The organism is Tardiphaga sp. P9-11 (genome assembly GCF_008329525.1).
GTDB lineage: Bacteria > Pseudomonadota > Alphaproteobacteria > Rhizobiales > Xanthobacteraceae > Tardiphaga.
Map to the genome: position 1 here is coordinate 88,718 of NZ_NPKQ01000011.1, position 18,182 is coordinate 106,899.

The 18,182-nt window shown below is 62.1% G+C and carries 19 protein-coding genes, 1 tRNA gene and 1 pseudogene; 4 read left to right on the top strand and 17 right to left on the bottom strand.

Going from position 1 to position 18,182, the window contains the following annotated elements; translation table 11 throughout:
* Together CIW50_RS25575 and CIW50_RS25580 are read left to right on the top strand one after the other, a co-directional pair.
* Positions 1-2,085, top strand: coding sequence for an ATP-dependent helicase (locus tag CIW50_RS25575; RefSeq protein WP_149533978.1), 2,085 nt, complete (start codon positions 1-3; stop codon positions 2,083-2,085).
* An 18-nt stretch (positions 2,086-2,103) separates the two neighbouring features.
* Positions 2,104-2,340 (top strand): annotated as a pseudogene (locus tag CIW50_RS25580) (beta-ketoacyl synthase N-terminal-like domain-containing protein); the annotation flags it as partial.
* Positions 2,341-2,537: 197 nt separating this feature from the next.
* Here CIW50_RS25580 and CIW50_RS25585 read toward each other — a convergent pair.
* A tRNA-Glu gene (locus CIW50_RS25585) sits at positions 2,538-2,612 on the bottom strand.
* Positions 2,613-2,721: 109 nt separating this feature from the next.
* A complete protein-coding gene (locus CIW50_RS25590; protein WP_149533979.1) occupies positions 2,722-3,063 on the bottom strand; it encodes a hypothetical protein in 342 nt (113 codons plus the stop codon).
* A gap of 67 nt (positions 3,064-3,130) precedes the next feature.
* Here CIW50_RS25590 and CIW50_RS25595 point away from each other — a divergent pair, with 67 nt between their 5' ends.
* Together CIW50_RS25595 and rpoH are read left to right on the top strand one after the other, a co-directional pair.
* The gene (locus CIW50_RS25595; RefSeq protein WP_149533980.1) at positions 3,131-4,141 is read left to right on the top strand and encodes an RluA family pseudouridine synthase; all 1,011 of its coding nucleotides are present in this window, start codon (positions 3,131-3,133) and stop codon (positions 4,139-4,141) included.
* A gap of 213 nt (positions 4,142-4,354) precedes the next feature.
* Entirely contained in the window at positions 4,355-5,254 is a 900-nt protein-coding gene (rpoH, locus tag CIW50_RS25600) for an RNA polymerase sigma factor RpoH (protein ID WP_149533981.1), read from the top strand.
* Positions 5,255-5,408: 154 nt separating this feature from the next.
* Here the strand turns inward: rpoH and CIW50_RS25605 are convergent, their stop codons facing one another.
* From CIW50_RS25605 to urtB, 15 genes are all read right to left on the bottom strand, one after another.
* Positions 5,409-7,058 carry a CHASE domain-containing protein gene (locus CIW50_RS25605; RefSeq protein WP_149533982.1) on the bottom strand — a complete coding sequence of 550 codons (1,650 nt, stop codon included), beginning with the start codon at positions 7,056-7,058 and terminating at the stop codon, positions 5,409-5,411.
* A 224-nt stretch (positions 7,059-7,282) separates the two neighbouring features.
* Positions 7,283-7,912 (bottom strand): urease accessory protein UreG, encoded by a 630-nt coding sequence (ureG, locus tag CIW50_RS25610; RefSeq protein WP_149533983.1) that lies wholly within the window; start codon positions 7,910-7,912, stop codon positions 7,283-7,285.
* Positions 7,913-7,945: 33 nt separating this feature from the next.
* Positions 7,946-8,692: an urease accessory protein UreF gene (locus CIW50_RS25615; protein WP_149533984.1), complete on the bottom strand. Its 747-nt coding sequence runs from the start codon at positions 8,690-8,692 to the stop codon at positions 7,946-7,948.
* Positions 8,673-9,329 (bottom strand): urease accessory protein UreE, encoded by a 657-nt coding sequence (locus CIW50_RS25620; protein ID WP_149533985.1) that lies wholly within the window; start codon positions 9,327-9,329, stop codon positions 8,673-8,675. The genes CIW50_RS25615 and CIW50_RS25620 overlap by 20 nt, the downstream gene beginning before the upstream one ends.
* Before the next feature lie 16 nt (positions 9,330-9,345).
* Positions 9,346-9,645: a putative quinol monooxygenase gene (locus CIW50_RS25625; protein ID WP_149533986.1), complete on the bottom strand. Its 300-nt coding sequence runs from the start codon at positions 9,643-9,645 to the stop codon at positions 9,346-9,348.
* A gap of 15 nt (positions 9,646-9,660) precedes the next feature.
* Entirely contained in the window at positions 9,661-9,960 is a 300-nt protein-coding gene (locus CIW50_RS25630) for a putative quinol monooxygenase (RefSeq protein WP_149533987.1), read from the bottom strand.
* A gap of 219 nt (positions 9,961-10,179) precedes the next feature.
* Positions 10,180-11,892 carry an urease subunit alpha gene (ureC, locus tag CIW50_RS25635; RefSeq protein ID WP_149533988.1) on the bottom strand — a complete coding sequence of 571 codons (1,713 nt, stop codon included), beginning with the start codon at positions 11,890-11,892 and terminating at the stop codon, positions 10,180-10,182.
* Position 11,893: 1 nt separating this feature from the next.
* On the bottom strand, positions 11,894-12,199 hold the full coding sequence (locus tag CIW50_RS25640) for an urease subunit beta (RefSeq protein ID WP_116663917.1): 306 nt from the start codon (positions 12,197-12,199) through the stop codon (positions 11,894-11,896).
* Positions 12,200-12,209: 10 nt separating this feature from the next.
* Positions 12,210-12,617 (bottom strand): DMP19 family protein, encoded by a 408-nt coding sequence (locus CIW50_RS25645; protein WP_172980467.1) that lies wholly within the window; start codon positions 12,615-12,617, stop codon positions 12,210-12,212.
* A 14-nt stretch (positions 12,618-12,631) separates the two neighbouring features.
* On the bottom strand, positions 12,632-12,934 hold the full coding sequence (locus tag CIW50_RS25650) for an urease subunit gamma (RefSeq protein WP_068733936.1): 303 nt from the start codon (positions 12,932-12,934) through the stop codon (positions 12,632-12,634).
* An 18-nt stretch (positions 12,935-12,952) separates the two neighbouring features.
* Positions 12,953-13,807 carry an urease accessory protein UreD gene (locus CIW50_RS25655; RefSeq protein WP_149533990.1) on the bottom strand — a complete coding sequence of 285 codons (855 nt, stop codon included), beginning with the start codon at positions 13,805-13,807 and terminating at the stop codon, positions 12,953-12,955.
* 24 nt (positions 13,808-13,831) lie between these two features.
* Entirely contained in the window at positions 13,832-14,527 is a 696-nt protein-coding gene (gene urtE / locus CIW50_RS25660) for an urea ABC transporter ATP-binding subunit UrtE (RefSeq protein WP_068733931.1), read from the bottom strand.
* Between the two features lie 3 nt (positions 14,528-14,530).
* Positions 14,531-15,379: an urea ABC transporter ATP-binding protein UrtD gene (gene urtD / locus CIW50_RS25665; RefSeq protein WP_149533991.1), complete on the bottom strand. Its 849-nt coding sequence runs from the start codon at positions 15,377-15,379 to the stop codon at positions 14,531-14,533.
* A complete protein-coding gene (gene urtC / locus CIW50_RS25670; protein WP_149533992.1) occupies positions 15,379-16,551 on the bottom strand; it encodes an urea ABC transporter permease subunit UrtC in 1,173 nt (390 codons plus the stop codon). The genes urtD and urtC overlap by 1 nt, the downstream gene beginning before the upstream one ends.
* Positions 16,548-18,158 carry an urea ABC transporter permease subunit UrtB gene (gene urtB / locus CIW50_RS25675; RefSeq protein ID WP_149533993.1) on the bottom strand — a complete coding sequence of 537 codons (1,611 nt, stop codon included), beginning with the start codon at positions 18,156-18,158 and terminating at the stop codon, positions 16,548-16,550. The genes urtC and urtB overlap by 4 nt, the downstream gene beginning before the upstream one ends.
* Positions 18,159-18,182 lie beyond the last annotated feature (24 nt).

Consider the following 18,182-nt stretch of genomic DNA (forward strand, 5'->3'; position numbering starts at 1 on the left):
GTGCTCGCCCCAGCTGCCTATCTTGACGCCCTGAATCCGGAACAGCGCCGCGCCGTCGAGCATGGCGTGTTCCCGCTTGGGAACGGTACCGCGTCACCTGCGCCACCATTGCTGATCATTGCCGGAGCCGGTTCCGGCAAGACCAACACGCTGGCCCATCGCGTCGCGCATCTGATTGTCAATGGCGCCGATCCGCGCCGCATCCTGCTGATGACATTCTCCCGCCGTGCCGCCAGCGAAATGAGCCGCCGCGTCGAACGCATCGCCCGCAAGGTGGTGGGCGACAATGCCGGCATCATGACCGGCGCGCTGACATGGGCCGGCACCTTTCACGGCATCGGCGCGCGGCTGCTGCGCGACTATGCCGAACAAATCGGACTTGATCCCGCTTTCACCATTCACGACCGCGAGGATTCCGCCGACCTGATGAACCTGGTCCGGCACGAGCTCGGCTTCTCCAGGACCGAGACGCGCTTCCCGACCAAGGGCACGTGCCTCGCGATCTATTCCCGCTGCGTCAATTCCGAAACCGAACTCGATCAGGTGCTCGGCCCCTCCTATCCGTGGTGCGCGGCATGGTCCGCCGAACTGCGCGAGCTATTCGCCGGCTATGTCGAGGCCAAGCAAAAGCAGAACGTGCTCGATTACGACGACCTGCTGCTGTACTGGGCGCAGATGGCGAGCGAGCCGCTGCTCGCAGACGACATCGGCGGCCGGTTCGACCACGTGCTGGTCGACGAATATCAGGACACCAACCGTCTGCAGTCGGCGATCCTGATGGCGTTGAAGCCCAACGGCGCGGGCCTCACCGTCGTCGGCGATGATGCGCAATCGATCTATTCGTTTCGCGCCGCCACCGTGCGCAACATTCTGGATTTCCCCAGGCAGTTCAGCCCGCCGGCACAGATCATCACGCTCGACCGCAACTATCGCTCGACACAGCCGATTCTGGCAGCGGCCAATGGCGTGATCGATCTCGCACGCGAGCGCTTCACCAAGAACCTCTGGACCGACCGCGAGTCATCCGCCAAGCCACAGCTCGTCACGATCAGGGACGAGACCGATCAGGCCCGCGCCATCGTCGCTTATGTGCTCGACAATCGCGAAGGCGGCATGAAGCTCAAGGAACAGGCCGTGCTGTTTCGGACGTCGTCGCATAGCGGATCCCTGGAAGTCGAACTGACGCGGCGAAACATTCCATTCGTCAAATTCGGCGGGTTGAAGTTTCTCGACGCCGCGCATGTGAAGGACATGCTTGCGCTGCTGCGCTTCGTTGAAAACCCACGCGACCGCGTTGCCGGCTTCCGGCTGATGCAATTGCTGCCCGGCGTCGGCCCGGCGTCCGCACAGCGCGCGCTGGATCACATGATCGCGGCGCCGGATCCGATCGATGCGCTGACGCATGCACCGGCGCCGCCGCGCGCGGCCGCCGACTGGCGCGGCTTTGTCGAACTCATCAGCGAAATAAAGTCACGCCGTTCCGGCTGGCCCGCCGAACTGGAGCTGGCGCGACGCTGGTACGAGCCGCATCTCGATCGCATTCACGAAGATTCGCTGACGCGACGCGCCGATCTGATCCAGCTCGAAGCGATCGCCTCAGGCTATCCGTCGCGGGAACGCTTTCTCACCGAACTCACACTCGATCCGCCGGACGCCACCAGCGATCAGTCCGGCGTGCCGCTGCTCGATGAAGATTATCTGATCCTCTCGACGATTCATTCCGCCAAGGGGCAGGAATGGAAATCGGTCTATGTCCTGAATGTGGTCGATGGCTGCATGCCGTCGGATCTGGGCACCGGGACGTCCGCCGAGATCGAGGAAGAGCGCCGGCTTTTGTATGTGGCGATGACGCGTGCCAAGGATGATCTGCATCTGATGGTGCCGCAGCGCTTCTTCACCCATGGGCAACATGCGCAGGGCGATCGCCACGTCTATGCGTCACGCACACGGTTCATCCCGGCAACGCTGCTCGACCTGTTCGAACGCACCACCTGGCCGCAAGTGACTGCGGTCGATCCCGCACGCGCAGCGGCACAGGGCGTCCGCATCGACATCAATTCGCGGATGCGCGCGATCTGGCGCTAGACTCGCCTGTCATCCCGGCTCGGAGCGCCAGTGATGACCTGCGCTGCAGTGAATTCAGGCCATCGGCGATGCCGCGCGGCTTATCGGCTCCAATGGAGCGGATATCGCCGTTTGCGAAGGCGCGGAGGCATGTATCAATAGCGTCAGTCTCGGCGGTTTTGCTGCGGCACGGTCGCTCTCCACCGGATTCAACGACACGCCAACTCAGGCTTCACGGCCGTTCGATTCACACGCGATGGTTCCGTAATGGGCGAATTCACCGTAGGCGTGAGCATGATCGGCAGACATCGTAGGTGCCCGATGCACGCCGCTGCATATAATTCAAAGCCATCATTCTGGACCGCCTTTTTGAAGGCTACGATTGTGTAGCAAGGTGGCCTCTCTAAGCTTATGATCGCTCAGAGTTTTCAGCTCTTCAATGGCTTAGATGATGCTTGGGCTTAGATGATGCTTGGCGCTCCGTAAGGGAATCGAACCCTTATTTTAGCCTTGAGAGGGCCATGTCCTAACCGTTAGACGAACGGAGCGTGCGCGGGAGGGGATAGCCGGGAATGGCGGTGGCTGCAAGATGCCACGACCCCCTCGCCCACTTATATGGTTATGGCTCGTAGACGAACCTGAGGAGGGCTGGCAAACCTATGGTTCGCTGGCGAATTTCAGTGTTCCCGTGGGTTTCAGGCTTTTGGCATCGAACGTGCGGATTTCAGTGGAGCCACCGACGTCCAGGGTCAGCACGATACGGTCCCCGGCCACCCCGGTGGAGAGGATTTTCGCCCCTTTCGGCAGGGTGGCGGTCGCGGCGGACGTCACGGTGCTTCCATCCGTACGGAAAAGGCGGTAGCCGATCACAACGAGCAGCGCGCCGACGCCGAGAGCGGTGGTCAGGCCCGCGATCAGCATCATGCGGCGGACGCGCGCGATCATGACGGCCTGTTCAAGGGTCGGTTCGGGCGCGCTATCGGCGGCGGGCTGGGTCATGCAAATACTCGTCTCTTAATTCACGGCTCTCGAAGCAACACGCTTCTGTCAGGTAAGGCTTTACGGAATGAACGATCAACGGCTGGATGTCACGGTGCAGGGCGACGAAGGCTCGACCCGGCTCGATCGCGTGCTCGCCGTGCGCAGCCCGGCTTTGTCGCGCTCCCGGCTGAAGGCGCTGATCCTCGCCGGCCAGGTGACGATCACCCGGTCTTCGCAAGACCCCACCCCCGTGCGCGACCCCGCTTATCATGTCGCTGCCGGCGATACGATCACAATCGACGTTCCGCCCGCCATCGCGCCGGAGCCGGAAGGCGAGGATATCGCCCTCGATATCGTGTTCGAGGACGAGGACATCATCGTCATCAACAAGCCCAAAGGCCTCGTCGTGCATCCCGCCGCCGGCCACGAAACCGGAACGCTGGTGAATGCGCTGATCACCCATTGCGGCGCCAGCCTGTCGGGGATCGGCGGCGTCAAGCGCCCGGGCATCGTGCACCGGCTGGACAAGGACACCACGGGTCTGATGGTGGTCGCCAAGAACGACGCCGCGCATCAGTCGCTGACAACGCAATTCGCCGATCACGGCCGCACCAACGAGATGCGGCGCGGCTATATGGCCTTTGCCTGGGGCATTCCGAACCGCCCGCGCGGCACTGTGGAAGCGCCGATCGACCGGCATCCGCACGCCCGCGAGAAGATGGCGGTCCGCGAAGGCGGTCGGGACGCTGTCACCCATTGGGAAGTGCTGCAGGAATTCCCCGATCGCCACGGCAAGCCGATCGCCACCCTGCTGGCCTGCCAGCTCGAGACGGGCCGGACGCACCAGATTCGCGTGCATCTGGCGCACATCCAGCATCCGCTGATGGGCGATGCGGTCTACGGCTCGCATTTCAAGACCAAGGCGAGCTCGCTGGGCGTCAAGAGCCGCGCGGCACTGGAAGCGCTCGACCGGCAGGCGCTTCACGCCTATTTGCTGGCACTGGAGCACCCTCGCACAGGCGAGATTCTCGAATGGACCAGCGCTCTTCCTCACGATCTGGCGGTTTTACGGACCCATATGGCCGTGCCAGAATGACGCAGATGCATACAAAAAAGTTAGTTTTTACAATGGCTTATATAGGCGACACAGGAACGTGACAGCGAATTCACTTTCAATACGCTTGTAGTAGGGTGTATGTTGCACCTGCGTCAGATGAGACGCGGAACATCGCAGCCAGGGCGGCTTTAACAAAGCGCTCGCTGCCTGGCCCGCCGCTATCGGGGGTCTGAACCACTGGAGGGCGCGAAAATGGCCCGTACAGCTACACTTCCGGTTCTCAATGGAGAATCCGGCCTCTCGCATTATCTTGCCGAGATCCGCAAGTTTCCGATGCTGGAACCTCAGCAGGAATACATGTTCGCCAAGCGTTGGCGCGAGCACGACGATCGCGACGCAGCGCATCACCTTGTAACCAGCCATCTGCGGCTCGTCGCCAAGATTGCCATGGGCTATCGCGGCTACGGACTGCCGATCTCCGAAGTTGTCTCGGAAGGCAACGTCGGTCTGATGCAGGCCGTGAAGCGGTTCGAGCCGGAGAAGGGCTTCCGCCTGGCCACCTATGCCATGTGGTGGATCAAGGCGTCGATTCAAGAGTACATCCTGCGTTCGTGGTCGCTCGTGAAAATGGGCACCACCGCGAACCAGAAGAAGCTGTTCTTCAACCTGCGTAAGGCGAAGAGCAAGATTTCCGCCCTGGACGAAGGCGATTTGCGTCCCGACCAGGTCAAGATCATCGCCACACGTCTCGGCGTGACGGAACAGGACGTGATCGACATGAACCGCCGCCTCGGTGGCGACGCGTCGCTCAACGCACCGATCCGTGACGACGGCGAAGCCGGCGAATGGCAGGACTGGTTGGTCGATAACTCGCCGAACCAGGAAGCCGTCCTGGCGGAGCACGAGGAGTTCGATCATCGCCGTCAGGCGCTGAGCGGCGCCATCGGTGTACTCAACCCGCGGGAACGGCGTATCTTCGAGGCGCGTCGCCTCGCCGACGAACCGATGACGCTGGAAGATCTCGCCAGCGAGTTCGGCGTCTCGCGCGAGCGTGTCCGTCAGATCGAAGTCCGCGCCTTTGAAAAGGTGCAGACCGCGGTCAAGACCACCATCGCCCGCGCGGAAGCGGCCACGCTGGAAGTTGCGCACTAACAGGCACAGTGAGACATACGAAGAATACGAAAGCCGGCGGAAACGCCGGCTTTTTTGTTGGGTCAACGGAAGCCAATTGCTCCGCCACTATATGCGTACTCACCTCCCCCGTAAGCCTGGTGAGGGAAACCGCCCAATCGGCAAAGGGGATCAATTACCTGATCGGCTTCGCCAGCGCCTCTGTCCGGTCGCGCTCCGTCATGTCGATCACCGTCTCCACCGGCGCCGTCAGTTCATAGACGTAGGATACGTCGGTGAAGTAACGCTTCGCCGTGCCACCCAGCGCTTCCGGCGCCACGCGGTCCAGCAGCACCAGACCGAAATCGCTGTCCGGCCGCCGTGTTGCTTCGCTGGTGTTGAACTCTTCCCAGCGGAAATTGAACTGCCCGTCCGGCGGCGGGCCCGTAATCTCCCAATATGCAACGATATGCGGATGCTTGCCGACCAGCGACAGGCCCTCGTCTGAATGCGAGGCGAGTTCAAAGAACAACAGCGACAGGCTCTGCGCCGCACGCGCGCTGACCACAATATCAGGGCCGGTGGCAGCTATGCGATCCGCATGCGGAATCGCGCGTGCCTCGAACAGACCCTTGAGCTGCACGCCCTGCCACTGGCTCTCGCTCAGCAGCGACACGACATTCGACATCGCGTGAATACGGCCGATCAGGAGATCTCGCGCACTGTCCACATCGGAGCCGTGACGCAGCGTGCGCGTCACGATGGACTGGATCACTGCCAGGATATTCTTCACGCGATGATTTAGCTCGTCGATGACGGCGGTCAGGCGACGTTCGAAGCCGATGCGGGTCTCCACCTCGCGCCGCAACCGCAAATTGGCATAGGACACATAGCCGAACAGCCCGCAAACGATGGCCGTTAGCGCGAGGCCGACCCCGCCGACGATGATCGCGATGCGCTGCGCGCGCAGCTCGGTATTGACCTTCGGATAATAGCCCAGCGACCAGTCACGCCCGCCGAACGAAACCGTGCGCAGGACTGCCAGCGCAGGACCATTCGCCACCAATGGGCGCGCCGTTACCCTGCCATCGTCGTCAGCGACGATTTCACCATCGGCGACGCGTGGATCTTTCAGCGCCACCGAGAACAATGACATCTCGTCATTGGCCAGCATCAGCGGCCCAAGTTCATAGGAGAACGACACGAAGCCGGCCGGCGCGGGATCGCCTTCGGGCACAACTGGCGTTACCAGTACCAATCCCAGCGGTCCATCGGGCTGCTGCAGCGGCGTGGGGCTGGAGGCTACCGGCATGTCCTCGTTCATGGCGCGAGCCAGCGTTGGCCCTGTGACGGGCGAGAAATTCAGGACACGACCGGCAAAGCCTTCGGTGACGGAATTGCGCGGCTCCACATCCATCAGCACGTCCAGCGGCTGCTCCAGCACCTTGGCATCGAGACGATCGTCATTGTAGTTGCGGATCGTGGGATTGCGGTAGCCGGCACGGGCCAGCTCCGCGCTGGCGGCCGGCAATTCATTCGGCTGCAGACGAGCGATCCATCCGGCGATGGCGAAATCGGTCTTGAAGGCGTAGATCGAGGCCCGCAACGGCTGCAGCATATTGGCCCTCATGACCGTGGGGGCACGAAATAGCCCGGCTGCAACCCGAGCCAGCAATTCGCGCTCGGTCAGGCGCTCCTGGACCAGGCTGGCATGGATATCCACGGCCCGGCCAAGCGCGATATTCTCGATCGCCAGTTCCTGGTCATGCACGCGATAGGCCGCAAGGCCGGAGAACAGAACTCCGCCCAGTGCCAGTAATGCGATGATAAAGCCAAGCCGGACCACGCGGTTACTCGGAATAGGAGACGTTGCTGCCGGTTCAGCGGCTCGGGAATATGCCAATCACGCTGGAACGAATTGGTTCCAGCCTTCTGGAAATAACTTTGGACCGGGTAAATCTAGGGAAACAGGCTTAACGAAATGACTTAAGCGCAATGCCCTGTCGGGTGCCAGCGGGATCACCGTTATAACCAACGAGATATGAAGGGCTCAGGTCCTGAACTCAAGTATCAAGCCACCGCCTTCGCCTTGAGCCCACCCTTCGTCTCAATGAATGAGATAATCCGATCCAGACCGTCCTGGGTCTTCATATTGGTCATCACGAAAGGCCTGACACCGCGCATCCGCTTGGCGTCGACTTCCATCTTTTCCAGCGAGGCCCCGACATAGGGTGCGAGATCGATCTTGTTGATCACCAGCAGGTCCGAACGCGTGATGCCCGGGCCGCCCTTGGAGGGGATCTTGTCGCCGGCCGCGACGTCGATGACATAGATGGTGATATCGGCCAATTCAGGCGAAAAGGTCGCCGCCAGGTTGTCGCCGCCGGATTCGATCAGCACCATGTCGAGATTGGGAAACTTCACGCGCATGTCGGCGACGGCCGCGAGGTTCATCGACGCGTCCTCTCGGATCGCCGTGTGCGGGCAGCCCCCGGTCTCGACGCCCGCTATCCGGTCCGCCGTCAGCGAGCCCGAACGCACCAGATATTCGGCATCCCACTTCGTATAGATGTCATTGGTGATCGCCGCGATGTCGTAGCGTTCACGCATGGCCTTGCAGAGCAGGTCCATCAACGCAGTCTTGCCGGAGCCGACAGGGCCGCCGATGCCGACGCGGAGCGGGCCGTGAAAACTGGACATGTCAAATGCTCTCTGGGTTGAAGTTACGATCAATCATGACCTGAACAGCCGCGTATATTGCGTCTCGTGACGCATGCTGGCGATATCGGAGCGGAATGTTGCGCCACCGAGATCGTCGAGTGATGCGACCAACGCGCGATGGCCGGTGGCCACGACGACGGACTCCAGCGCTGCAAGAACGCGCTGGCTGTCGGTCTGGCCGAGCGGCACCAGCCGCGCGCCAGCGGAAATCCAGTTCGAGATCACCGCGTGGAAAAAACCATGCATGGTTGCTGACAGCGTCACACCATGCGCGGCGCTCACAAGTCCGACAGCGACGGGATAGACAATCGGACTGTCGCACACCGCGATCAGCCGCTCCATCCCCTCATGTGCCCAGGCATTGCGCGCGATCTCGATGAAGGCCTTGCCCTGCGTGGTGGTTTCGAGCTGACGTTCCCTTGATGGCACGAAGGCGCTGGCGAGTTCGGCAACCTCGCGCAGTGCCTTGTCGTCGCCATCGGATGCTGCGCGATGCACATGTGCGAGAAACACGCCGTCGCAAAAGCCCGCGCCATCGGACAGCATAGCCGACAGCCAGTCCTGCAACGACGCGGCATCGGTGATGTCGCCGGCCTCGACGGCCCATTCGATGCCGCTGGAATAGGAGAACGCGCCGACCGGAAAGGCTGGCGACAGCCAGGTCATCAGCCGATACAGCGCAGCGCCTTCGTCGGCGGACAAAGCGGGAGAGTCGTTCAGCGAGCTATTGTCCGCTGGCCTATTTGTGGTCATGAGCATGAGAATGACCGTGGTGGTCGTGCTTGCTGTCATGATCATGCGCATGATCGCGATCATGGTGATGATCGTGACCGCAATGCTCGTCATGGACATGCTCGGCATGACCATGCGCATGATGGCCATGATCATCTTTGCCGTGATCGTGCCCGTGATGATCGTGACCGTGATGACCATGATCATGATGGTCGTGACCAGCCGGCTCATGTGCCGCGGCATAGGCGCCGCCTTCGGGATCGAACGGCGCCTCGATCTCGATCACGCGCGCGCCGAGACCCTTCACCATCTCCTCGATGACATGGTCGCTGCGGATGCGCAGCCCCTTGGCCATGATCTGCGTGGGCAGATGACGGTTGCCGAGATGCCAGGCGAGCCGCACCAGATGGCCGGGATCGGTGCCGCGGATCTCGATGAGCGGCTCCGGTGCGGCGACCACCTCGATGAGGCGGCCATCTTCCAGCACCAGGGCGTCGCCACCGCGCAAGGCGGTGGCGTTTTCGAGATCGAGCAGGAATTCCAGTCCGCGCGTTCCCGTCATCGCCATGCGGCGACGATGTCGGTCGTCGAAGTCGAGGACGACGGTATCCACCGCCGCCTCTTTCCAGTTGAATTGGCCTTTGACTTCAGTCGCGCGGATCATTCCGTTGTCTTCCTGCTCAGAACTTCTCGACCTTGCCGTCACTGATGATCTCGATGACGGTCGGTGCAACTTTCAACGGCGCTGAATATTCGCGCCAGACTTTCATATGCGGGGCCTTGCCGTGTGCGTTGAGATCCTCTCGGGTCTCCCAGCGCTCCACCACCACGAACAGATTGGGATCGTGGATACTGGTATGGTTCTCATAGGAGATGCAGCCCTTCTCCTGGCGCGTGGCAGCGATACACTCCTTGGCGCCCTTGATGAAATCATCGCGGCATTCCGGTTTCACCTGGCTGGTGGCAACGACATAAATCATGTTGTTTCCCTCCCGTCAGCGCACGGTGACGTCGGCGGGCGTGATGACTTCGATCTTCGGCGGCGCGCTCAGGCAATTTGCCGCCACGCGGCCAAATGCCTTGAAGTGATCGGCCTTGCGGTGCGGCTCCAGCGCCTCGGCATTCTCCCACTGTTCGACGAACACCATCTTGGTCGGATCGGTCACGCTCTCATGCAGGTCATAGGCGATATTGCCGGGTTCCTTCCGGGTCCCTGCGATGCAGGCCTGTGCGGCGGCGATGAGTTCGGCACGTGCTTCCGGCTTCACGGTCAGTGTGGCAACGACGTAAATCAAGGGAGTCCTCCCGGTTTTCTTGTTGTGGCTGAGACTGCCGGGACGGACATTAGGAGGTAATGGCCGGGGATTGAAGGGGGCGCTTTCTCATTCCTCCCCCTTGCGGGGAGAGTGGCCGCGCGCAGCACGGTCGGGTGGGGGTGCCACAAGCTCCGCGCCGGTGGAAGCACCCCACCACCGCGCTGGAGGGAGGGATCACGCAACCTCCGTTCTCTGGCATCAATACATGAAATACCTTTGTGCCATCGGCAGCACCTCCGCGGGCTCGCAGGTCAGGAGTTCGCCGTCGGCGCGCACCTCATAGGTCTCCGGATCGACTTCGATCTTCGGCGTGGCACCGTTGTGGATCATGCTCTTCTTCGAAATGCCGTCGCGGGTGTTTTCCACCGCATAAAGCGACTTCTGGGTGCCGAGCTTCTTGGCCAACCCACCGGCGATTGCAGCACCGGATGTGAACACCACCGACGACTGCGTCAGCGCACGGCCGAAGGCGCCGAACATCGGCTGGTAATGCACCGGCTGCGGCGTCGGGATTGACGCGTTCGGATCTCCCATCGGCGCCGCAACGATCGAGCCGCCCTTGATCACCAGATCCGGCTTGACGCCGAAGAACGCCGGCGACCACAGCACGAGATCAGCGAGCTTGCCCTTCTCCACGGAGCCGATCAGTTTCGACACGCCATGCGCAATCGCGGGATTGATCGTGTATTTGGCGATATAGCGCTTGACGCGGAAATTGTCGTTGTTGCCCTTGTCTTCCTTCAGCGAGCCGCGCTGCTTCTTCATCTTGTCGGCCGTCTGCCACGTCCGGATGATGACCTCGCCGAGCCGCCCCATGGCCTGCGAATCCGACGATATCATTGAGAGCGCGCCGAGATCGTGTAGGATATCCTCGGCAGCGATGGTTTCCTTGCGAATGCGGCTTTCGGCAAAGGCCAGATCTTCCGCGATGGAGGGATCGAGATGGTGGCACACCATCAGCATGTCCAGATGCTCATCGATGGTGTTGCGGGTGAACGGCCGCGTCGGATTGGTCGATGACGGCAACACGTTCTTCAGACCCGCGACCTTGATGATGTCAGGTGCGTGCCCGCCACCGGCGCCTTCGGTGTGGAAGGCGTGGATGGTGCGCCCCTTGAAGGCCTTGATCGTATCTTCGACGAAACCGGACTCGTTCAGCGTGTCGGAGTGCAGCATCACCTGGATGTCGTGATCATCGGCAACCGACAGGCAATTGTCGATCGCCGCCGGCGTGGTGCCCCAGTCCTCATGCAGCTTCAGCGCACAGGCGCCGGCATTGATCATCTCCACCAGCGGCGCCGGGCGCGACGCGTTGCCCTTGCCGGAAATGCCGAGATTGACCGGGAACGCATCGAACGACTGGATCATCCGCGCGATGTGCCACGGGCCCGGCGTACAGGTCGTCGCGAAGGTGCCGTGGGACGGCCCGGTGCCGCCGCCGAGCATCGAGGTGACGCCCGACATCAGCGCATGCTCGATCTGCTGCGGGCAGATGAAATGGATATGGCAATCGAAGCCGCCAGCCGTGAGGATCTTGCCCTCACCCGCGATGACGTCCGTGCCCGGACCGACATTGATGGTGACACCCGGCTGGATGTCGGGATTGCCGGCCTTGCCGATCGAATGGATATAGCCCTCTTTGATCGCGACGTCGGCCTTCACGATGCCCCAGTGATCGACGATCAGTACATTGGTGATGACAGTATCGACCGCGCCCTGCTTGTTGGTCGCCTGCGACTGGCCCATACCGTCGCGGATCACCTTGCCTCCGCCGAACTTCACTTCCTCGCCATAGATAGTGAAATCCTTCTCCACCTCGATGATCAGATCCGTATCGGCGAGCCGTACGCGATCGCCGGTGGTCGGGCCGAACATGTCGGCATAGACGGAGCGTTTGATTTTCACGGGCATGTCAGAGCTTCCCCATCACGTCACCACGGAAACCGTAGACGGTACGCTTGCCGGCGAGTTCTACCAGTTGCACATCGCGGGTCTGGCCGGGCTCGAACCGCACAGCGGTGCCAGCGGCGATGTCCAGGCGCATGCCGCGTGCTTTCTTGCGGTCGAATTTCAGCGCCGGGTTGGTTTCGAAGAAATGATAGTGCGAGCCGACCTGGATCGGCCGGTCGCCGGAATTCGCCACCGTGAGCGTCACGGTCTTGCGCCCGGCATTGAGCTCGATCTCGCCGTCCTGGATGAAGAGTTCGCCGGGGATCATGGCCGTTCCTTTACAGATCTTCGTCTTCGCTCAGTTTGAGCTCGTAGGCCACGACGGCTTTTTGGATGGCATCCTCATGATCGCCGAGCGGGCTGTTCAAATCCCAGAGCCTGTTGCCGAGCGGACTTGATGGATCCAGCATCGCCTTGAGCGCCAGATCGCGCCAGTCGTCCTGATCACCAGGAAATTCGGCAATCGCCGCCTCGACTATCGGCGCCGCCTCGGGTGCGCCGACGATCCTGAGCGCCTCGGGGATCAACACGATGTCCGCGCGATTCCAGTTCGCAAACAGTTGCGACAGACCGCCGTTGTACCACTCACCCTGAAACCGCTCGACCAATGCCAGAGCATCCTCGGGCACGCTCAGGTCGAAGTCGGCCAGGTCCTTCCAGCTGCGCTTCGACGGGGCGTCGGCCATGACGGCAGTCTCCATCACCGGATCGGTTCATGCACGGTGACAAGCTTCGTCCCATCCGGGAATGTCGCTTCCACCTGAATGTCGTGGATCATCTCGGCGATCCCATCCATGCATTGCGCGCGGGTGATGACCTCGGCGCCGGATTTCATCAGCTCGGCAACGGTGCGGCCGTCCCGCGCGCCCTCGACAATGAAATCGGAGATGATGGCGATGGCCTCGGGATGGTTGAGCTTGACGCCGCGCTCCAGCCGGCGGCGCGCCACGATGGCGGCCATCGAGATCAGAAGCTTGTCTTTTTCGCGGGGGGAGAGATTCATCGGCAGGTCTCTGTAAGTTTAGTTCAACCACATACGCGGCAGCATCGCGCCTGATCGTCCAAGCACCGCCATCATGTCGGCGCGCAATCTGGCCGCATCTTGCGCACAGAAGCGGGCCGTTGCAAATCCGTTCCAGCAGGAGATACCGACTTCGCCGCCAGAGCCATCCGTGGCTTCGCGTAGTCGCTCGATCAGTGTCTCGTCGCCGGGCACGATCAGCGCCGTGCCGATGGCCACGGCTCCATTGCCGATCGCCGGCCTGGCCAGTTTCGCGGCGATATTGCCATCCAGCCGCACGTTTTCCGCAAACACGAGCTTACCGCCGCGGCGCAGGCGCCAGCGGTCCAGGAAACGTCCTGATGTCATCACCTCGCCCATGGCGGCGCGGCCGAACACGACGATCTCGCAGAGCAAGAGCGTCGCGCTATCAGCCAGATCAATGTCGATGCGCCTGATGGTGCTGGCCTGATCGAACAGGATGGTTTCCTGCGGCAGCCACGACAGATGCGCGCCGGCCGCGGCCTTCAGCCCAATGTTGATCTCGGCCGCGGGTCCGTGGGAACGATAGACCTTTTCGGCTGCAGCGGTCGTCACCGTCAGGCTGGTGCCCTCGCCGGCCGCGATATCGATATCGAAACGGTCACCGCCTGCCGCACCGCCGGCCGTGTTGACGAACATCGCGGAGAGGCCGTCGTCTTCGGGGGACGGGAAGCGCACACGCAGCGAGCCGGATTCATGCAGCTGACGGCGGCGCGTCTTTCCCTCCACCAGATGAACGTCGAACGCCACCGCGCCACGGGCACGGTTAGCGGCAAAGATCGCCGAGGGCGATGAGATCGCCGATGACGACAGCGTGGTGTTGTCAGCCTGCATGTACTCTCCGGCTTTGAGCCCGCGTTACAGCGCCATCTGGCGGCTGATCTCGGCGGGATCGAGCGTGCTGCGGTCGCAGGTGTATTTCACCGCACCGCGATCCATCACGGCGAAGTTGTCGCCGAGTTCGCAGGCAAAGTCGAGATACTGCTCCACGAGGACGATAGCGATATTGCCGAGCGAGCGCAGATAGGAAATCGCGCGGCCGATATCCTTGATGATCGAGGGCTGGATGCCTTCGGTCGGCTCATCGAGCAGCAGGAGTTTCGGTCGCATCACCAGTGCACGGCCGATGGCGAGCTGCTGCTGCTGGCCGCCGGACAGATCGCCGCCGCGTCGGCCCAGCATCGAGTTCAGCACCGGAAACAGCGAGAACACATCGTCGGGAATATTGCGGTCGGCGCGCTTCAGCGGCGCATAGCCGGTCTTGAGGTTTTCCTCCACGGTGAGCAGCGGAAATATCTCCCGCCCCTGCGGCACGAAGGAAATGCCGCGCCGTGCCCGCTCGAACGGCTTCAGGGTCGAGATGTCCTGGCCATCGAACGTGATCGAGCCTGACGAGATCGCCTGCTGGCCGACCATAGCGCGCAGCAGCGAGGTCTTGCCGACGCCATTGCGGCCGAGCACGCAGGTCACCTTGCCAGGTTCGGCCGAGACCGTGACGCCGCGCAGCGCCTGGGCGGCACCGTAATAGAGGCTGATATTGTCTACCTTCAACATGCGTCAGCGCCCCAAATACACTTCGACCACGCGGTCATTGGTCGACACCTGATCGATGGTGCCTTCGGCCAGCACGGTGCCTTCATGCAGGCACGTCACCTTGACGCCGAGTTCGCGCACGAAGGTCATGTCATGCTCGACCACCATGACGGTCTTGTTGTCGCGGTTGATCGCTTTGAGCAATTCGGCGGTCTGATGCGTTTCCACATCGGTCATGCCGGCCACCGGCTCGTCCACCAGCAGCAGCTTCGGATCCTGTGCCAGCAACATGCCGATTTCGAGCCACTGTTTCTGGCCGTGGGAGAGATTACCGGCGAGACGGTCGCGGGCGTCGGTGAGACGGATGGTTTCCAGCACCTTGTCGATCCGCTCGGCCTCGCCCCGGCTGCCGCGCCAGAACAAAGTACCGCGCACAGAGTGATCGACGTTCAGCGCCAGCAGCAGATTGTCATAGATGGTCTGGCTCTCGAACACCGTCGGCTTCTGGAATTTACGGCCGATGCCGAGCTCGGCGATCTTGGTTTCGTCCAGCAGCGTCAGGTCGTGAATGCCGTCGAAATAGACGTCACCCTCGTCCGGCTTGGTCTTGCCAGTGATGATGTCCATCATCGTAGTCTTGCCGGCGCCGTTGGGGCCGATAATGGCGCGCATCTCGCCCGGCGCGAGCACCATCGACAGGTTGTTGATGGCATGGAAGCCATCGAACGACACATGGACGCCGTCGAGATAGAGCTGTGCGGAGGTGATGCGCTTCTGCCGGGCTTCGGCCTCGCGCGCCGCAACGACGGGATCGATCACGGCAGGCCCATGGGAGGCGGGCGCTGCCGGGGCTGGCGTTTCAGTCACGGTCATCACGCCTTCTCCGCCAGATGGGGTTTGGTGACGCCATCTTCTGCTGCGGCGCTATCGGCATTCGCGTTATTGCGGGCTTTGCGGCTTTCTGACCAGGCATTGAAGGTCCCGATGATCCCCTTGGGCAGCAGCAACGTCACGAGAATGAACAGCGCGCCGAGCATGAACAACCAGTAGGGAGCAAGGGCGCCGGATGTGAACACCGTCTTGGCGTAGTTGACGACCACGGCACCGAGCGCCGCGCCGACCAGCGTGCCGCGGCCACCGACCGCGACCCAGATCACGGCCTCGATGGAGTTGGCGGGCGCAAATTCGCCGGGATTGATGATGCCCACCTGCGGCACATAGAGCGCGCCCGCGACGCCGGCCATGCAGGCCGACAGCGTGAACACGAACAGCTTGTAGGATTCGACGCGGTAGCCCAGAAATCTTGTGCGGGACTCCGCATCGCGCACCGCGATCAGCACCTTGCCGAGTTTCGAGGTGACGATGGCACGGCAGACAAAGAAGCCGATGATCAGCGCCAGACAGCTCAGCGCAAACAAGGCCGCGCGGGTGCCATCGGCCTGGATATTGAAGCCCAGGATGTCCTTGAAATCGGTCAGGCCGTTATTGCCGCCGAAGCCGAAGTCGTTGCGGAAGAACGCCAGCAGCAGCGCGTAAGTCATCGCCTGGGTGATGATCGACAGATACACGCCTGACACGCGCGAGCGGAAGGTGAGCCAGCCGAACACGAAAGCGAGAATGCCGGGCGCGATCAGCACCATCGCCGCCGCGAACCAGAACATGTCGAAGCCGTACCAGTACCACGGCAGCGCCTTGTAGTTCAGGAACACCATGAAGTCCGGCAGGATCGGATTGCCATAGACGCCGCGCGAGCCGATCTGGCGCATCAGATACATGCCCATGGCGTAACCGCCGAGCGCGAAGAAGGCGCCGTGACCAAGCGAGAGAATGCCGCAATAGCCCCAGATCAGATCGATCGAGAGCGCGAGGATGGCATAGCAGACATATTTGCCGAACAGCGCCATCAGATAGGTCGGCACCTGCAGCGGCGAGTCCGCCGGTAGCAGCAGGTTCGACAGCGGAATGAGGATGCCGACGGCAGCGACGACCAGCAGGAAGATCGTGGCGCTGCGATCGAGGGTCCGGGTGAGGAAATGCGGCGTCATGCTTCTATCGCCCTGCCCTTGAGCGCGAACAGTCCACGCGGCCGTTTCTGGATGAACAGGATGATCAGCACCAGGATGGCGATCTTGCCGAGCACGGCGCCGGCCACCGGCTCCAGAAACTTGTTCGCGATGCCGAGCGACAGCGCGCCGACCAGCGTGCCCCACAGATTGCCGACGCCGCCGAACACCACGACCATGAAGCTGTCGATGATGTAGCTCTGGCCGAGATTGGGCGAGACATTATCGATCTGCGACAGCGCCACGCCGGCAATGCCTGCGATGCCAGAGCCGAGACCGAAGGTCAGTGCATCGACGCGCGAGGTGGCAATGCCCATCGACGCCGCCATGCGGCGATTCTGCGTCACGGCACGCATTTCGAGGCCAATGCTGGTGTAGCGCAGCATCGCCAGCAGGATGGCAAACACAGCCATGGTGAAACACAGGATCCAGAGCCGGTTATAGGTGATGGTGATCTGGCCAAGTTCGAACGCGCCCGACATCCAGGAGGGATTGCCGACCTCACGATTGGTCGGGCCGAACATGGTGCGCACCGCCTGCTGCAGCACCAGCGACAGACCCCAGGTGGCCAGCAGCGTTTCCAGCGGGCGGCCATAGAGGAAGCGGATGATGGTGCGCTCGATGACGATGCCGAGGAGACCGGCGACGATGAAGGCCAGTGGCACGGCCATCAACAGCGAGTAATCGAACAGGCCAGGATAGCTGGTACGGATCACGTCCTGCACCACGAAGGTGACATAGGCGCCGATCATCACCATCTCGCCATGCGCCATGTTGATGACGCCCATCACGCCGAAGGTGATGGCCAAACCGATTGCGGCGAGCAGCAGGACCGAACCGAGCGACAGTCCGTACCAGGCGTTCTGGCCGATCGACCACAGCGTCTGCCGGCTGTTGATCGCGGTGACGGCGCTGGCCGCGCTGCGCGCGACGCCGACGGTCTGGTCGGCCGGCAGGCTGGTGAGCAGCGCCAGCGCATCCTGATCGCCGCGGCTCTTGATGACCGCGATGGATTCGATCTTCTCGGCCTCGGTCGCATCTTCCTTATAGAGCAGGATCGCGGCGCGGGCCTCGGTGAAGGCCTGCTTGGCAGTCTTGTTGGTTTCCTTCTCCAGCGCGGTCTCGATCACCGGCAGCATCGCGGTCTCGTGGCTCTTGAACACCGATTGTGCGGAAGCGATCCGCTTGGCGGGATCCGGCGACATCAGCGTGAGCCCGCCGAGTGCGGATTCGATGTTGCGGCGAAGACGATTGTTGAGGCGCACGGCGGCAGCACTGGCCGGCACTTCAGCGACGGCCTCGCCGGTGGCGGCGTCGGTGACCTTGCCATCTGTGCCGGTGAGATAAACCTTCTTGCTGTCGGGGTCGGCGGAGAGCCGACCTTCCTGCAGCGCGGTGATCACAGCGAAAGCCTGCGGATTGCCTGAGGTTGCGATGATGCCCACCGCCTCGTCGCTGTCAGAAAAATCATCATTGGCGAATTTGGCGACGGCATCCTCGAAGGGACCCGCGAAGGCCGGAATGGCGGTCGCGGCGGTCAGCAGAAATGCAAGCGCGATCGCACGGAAACGATGAAGGAGATCAGTCACTGGAAAACCCCGGCCGAAGAAAAA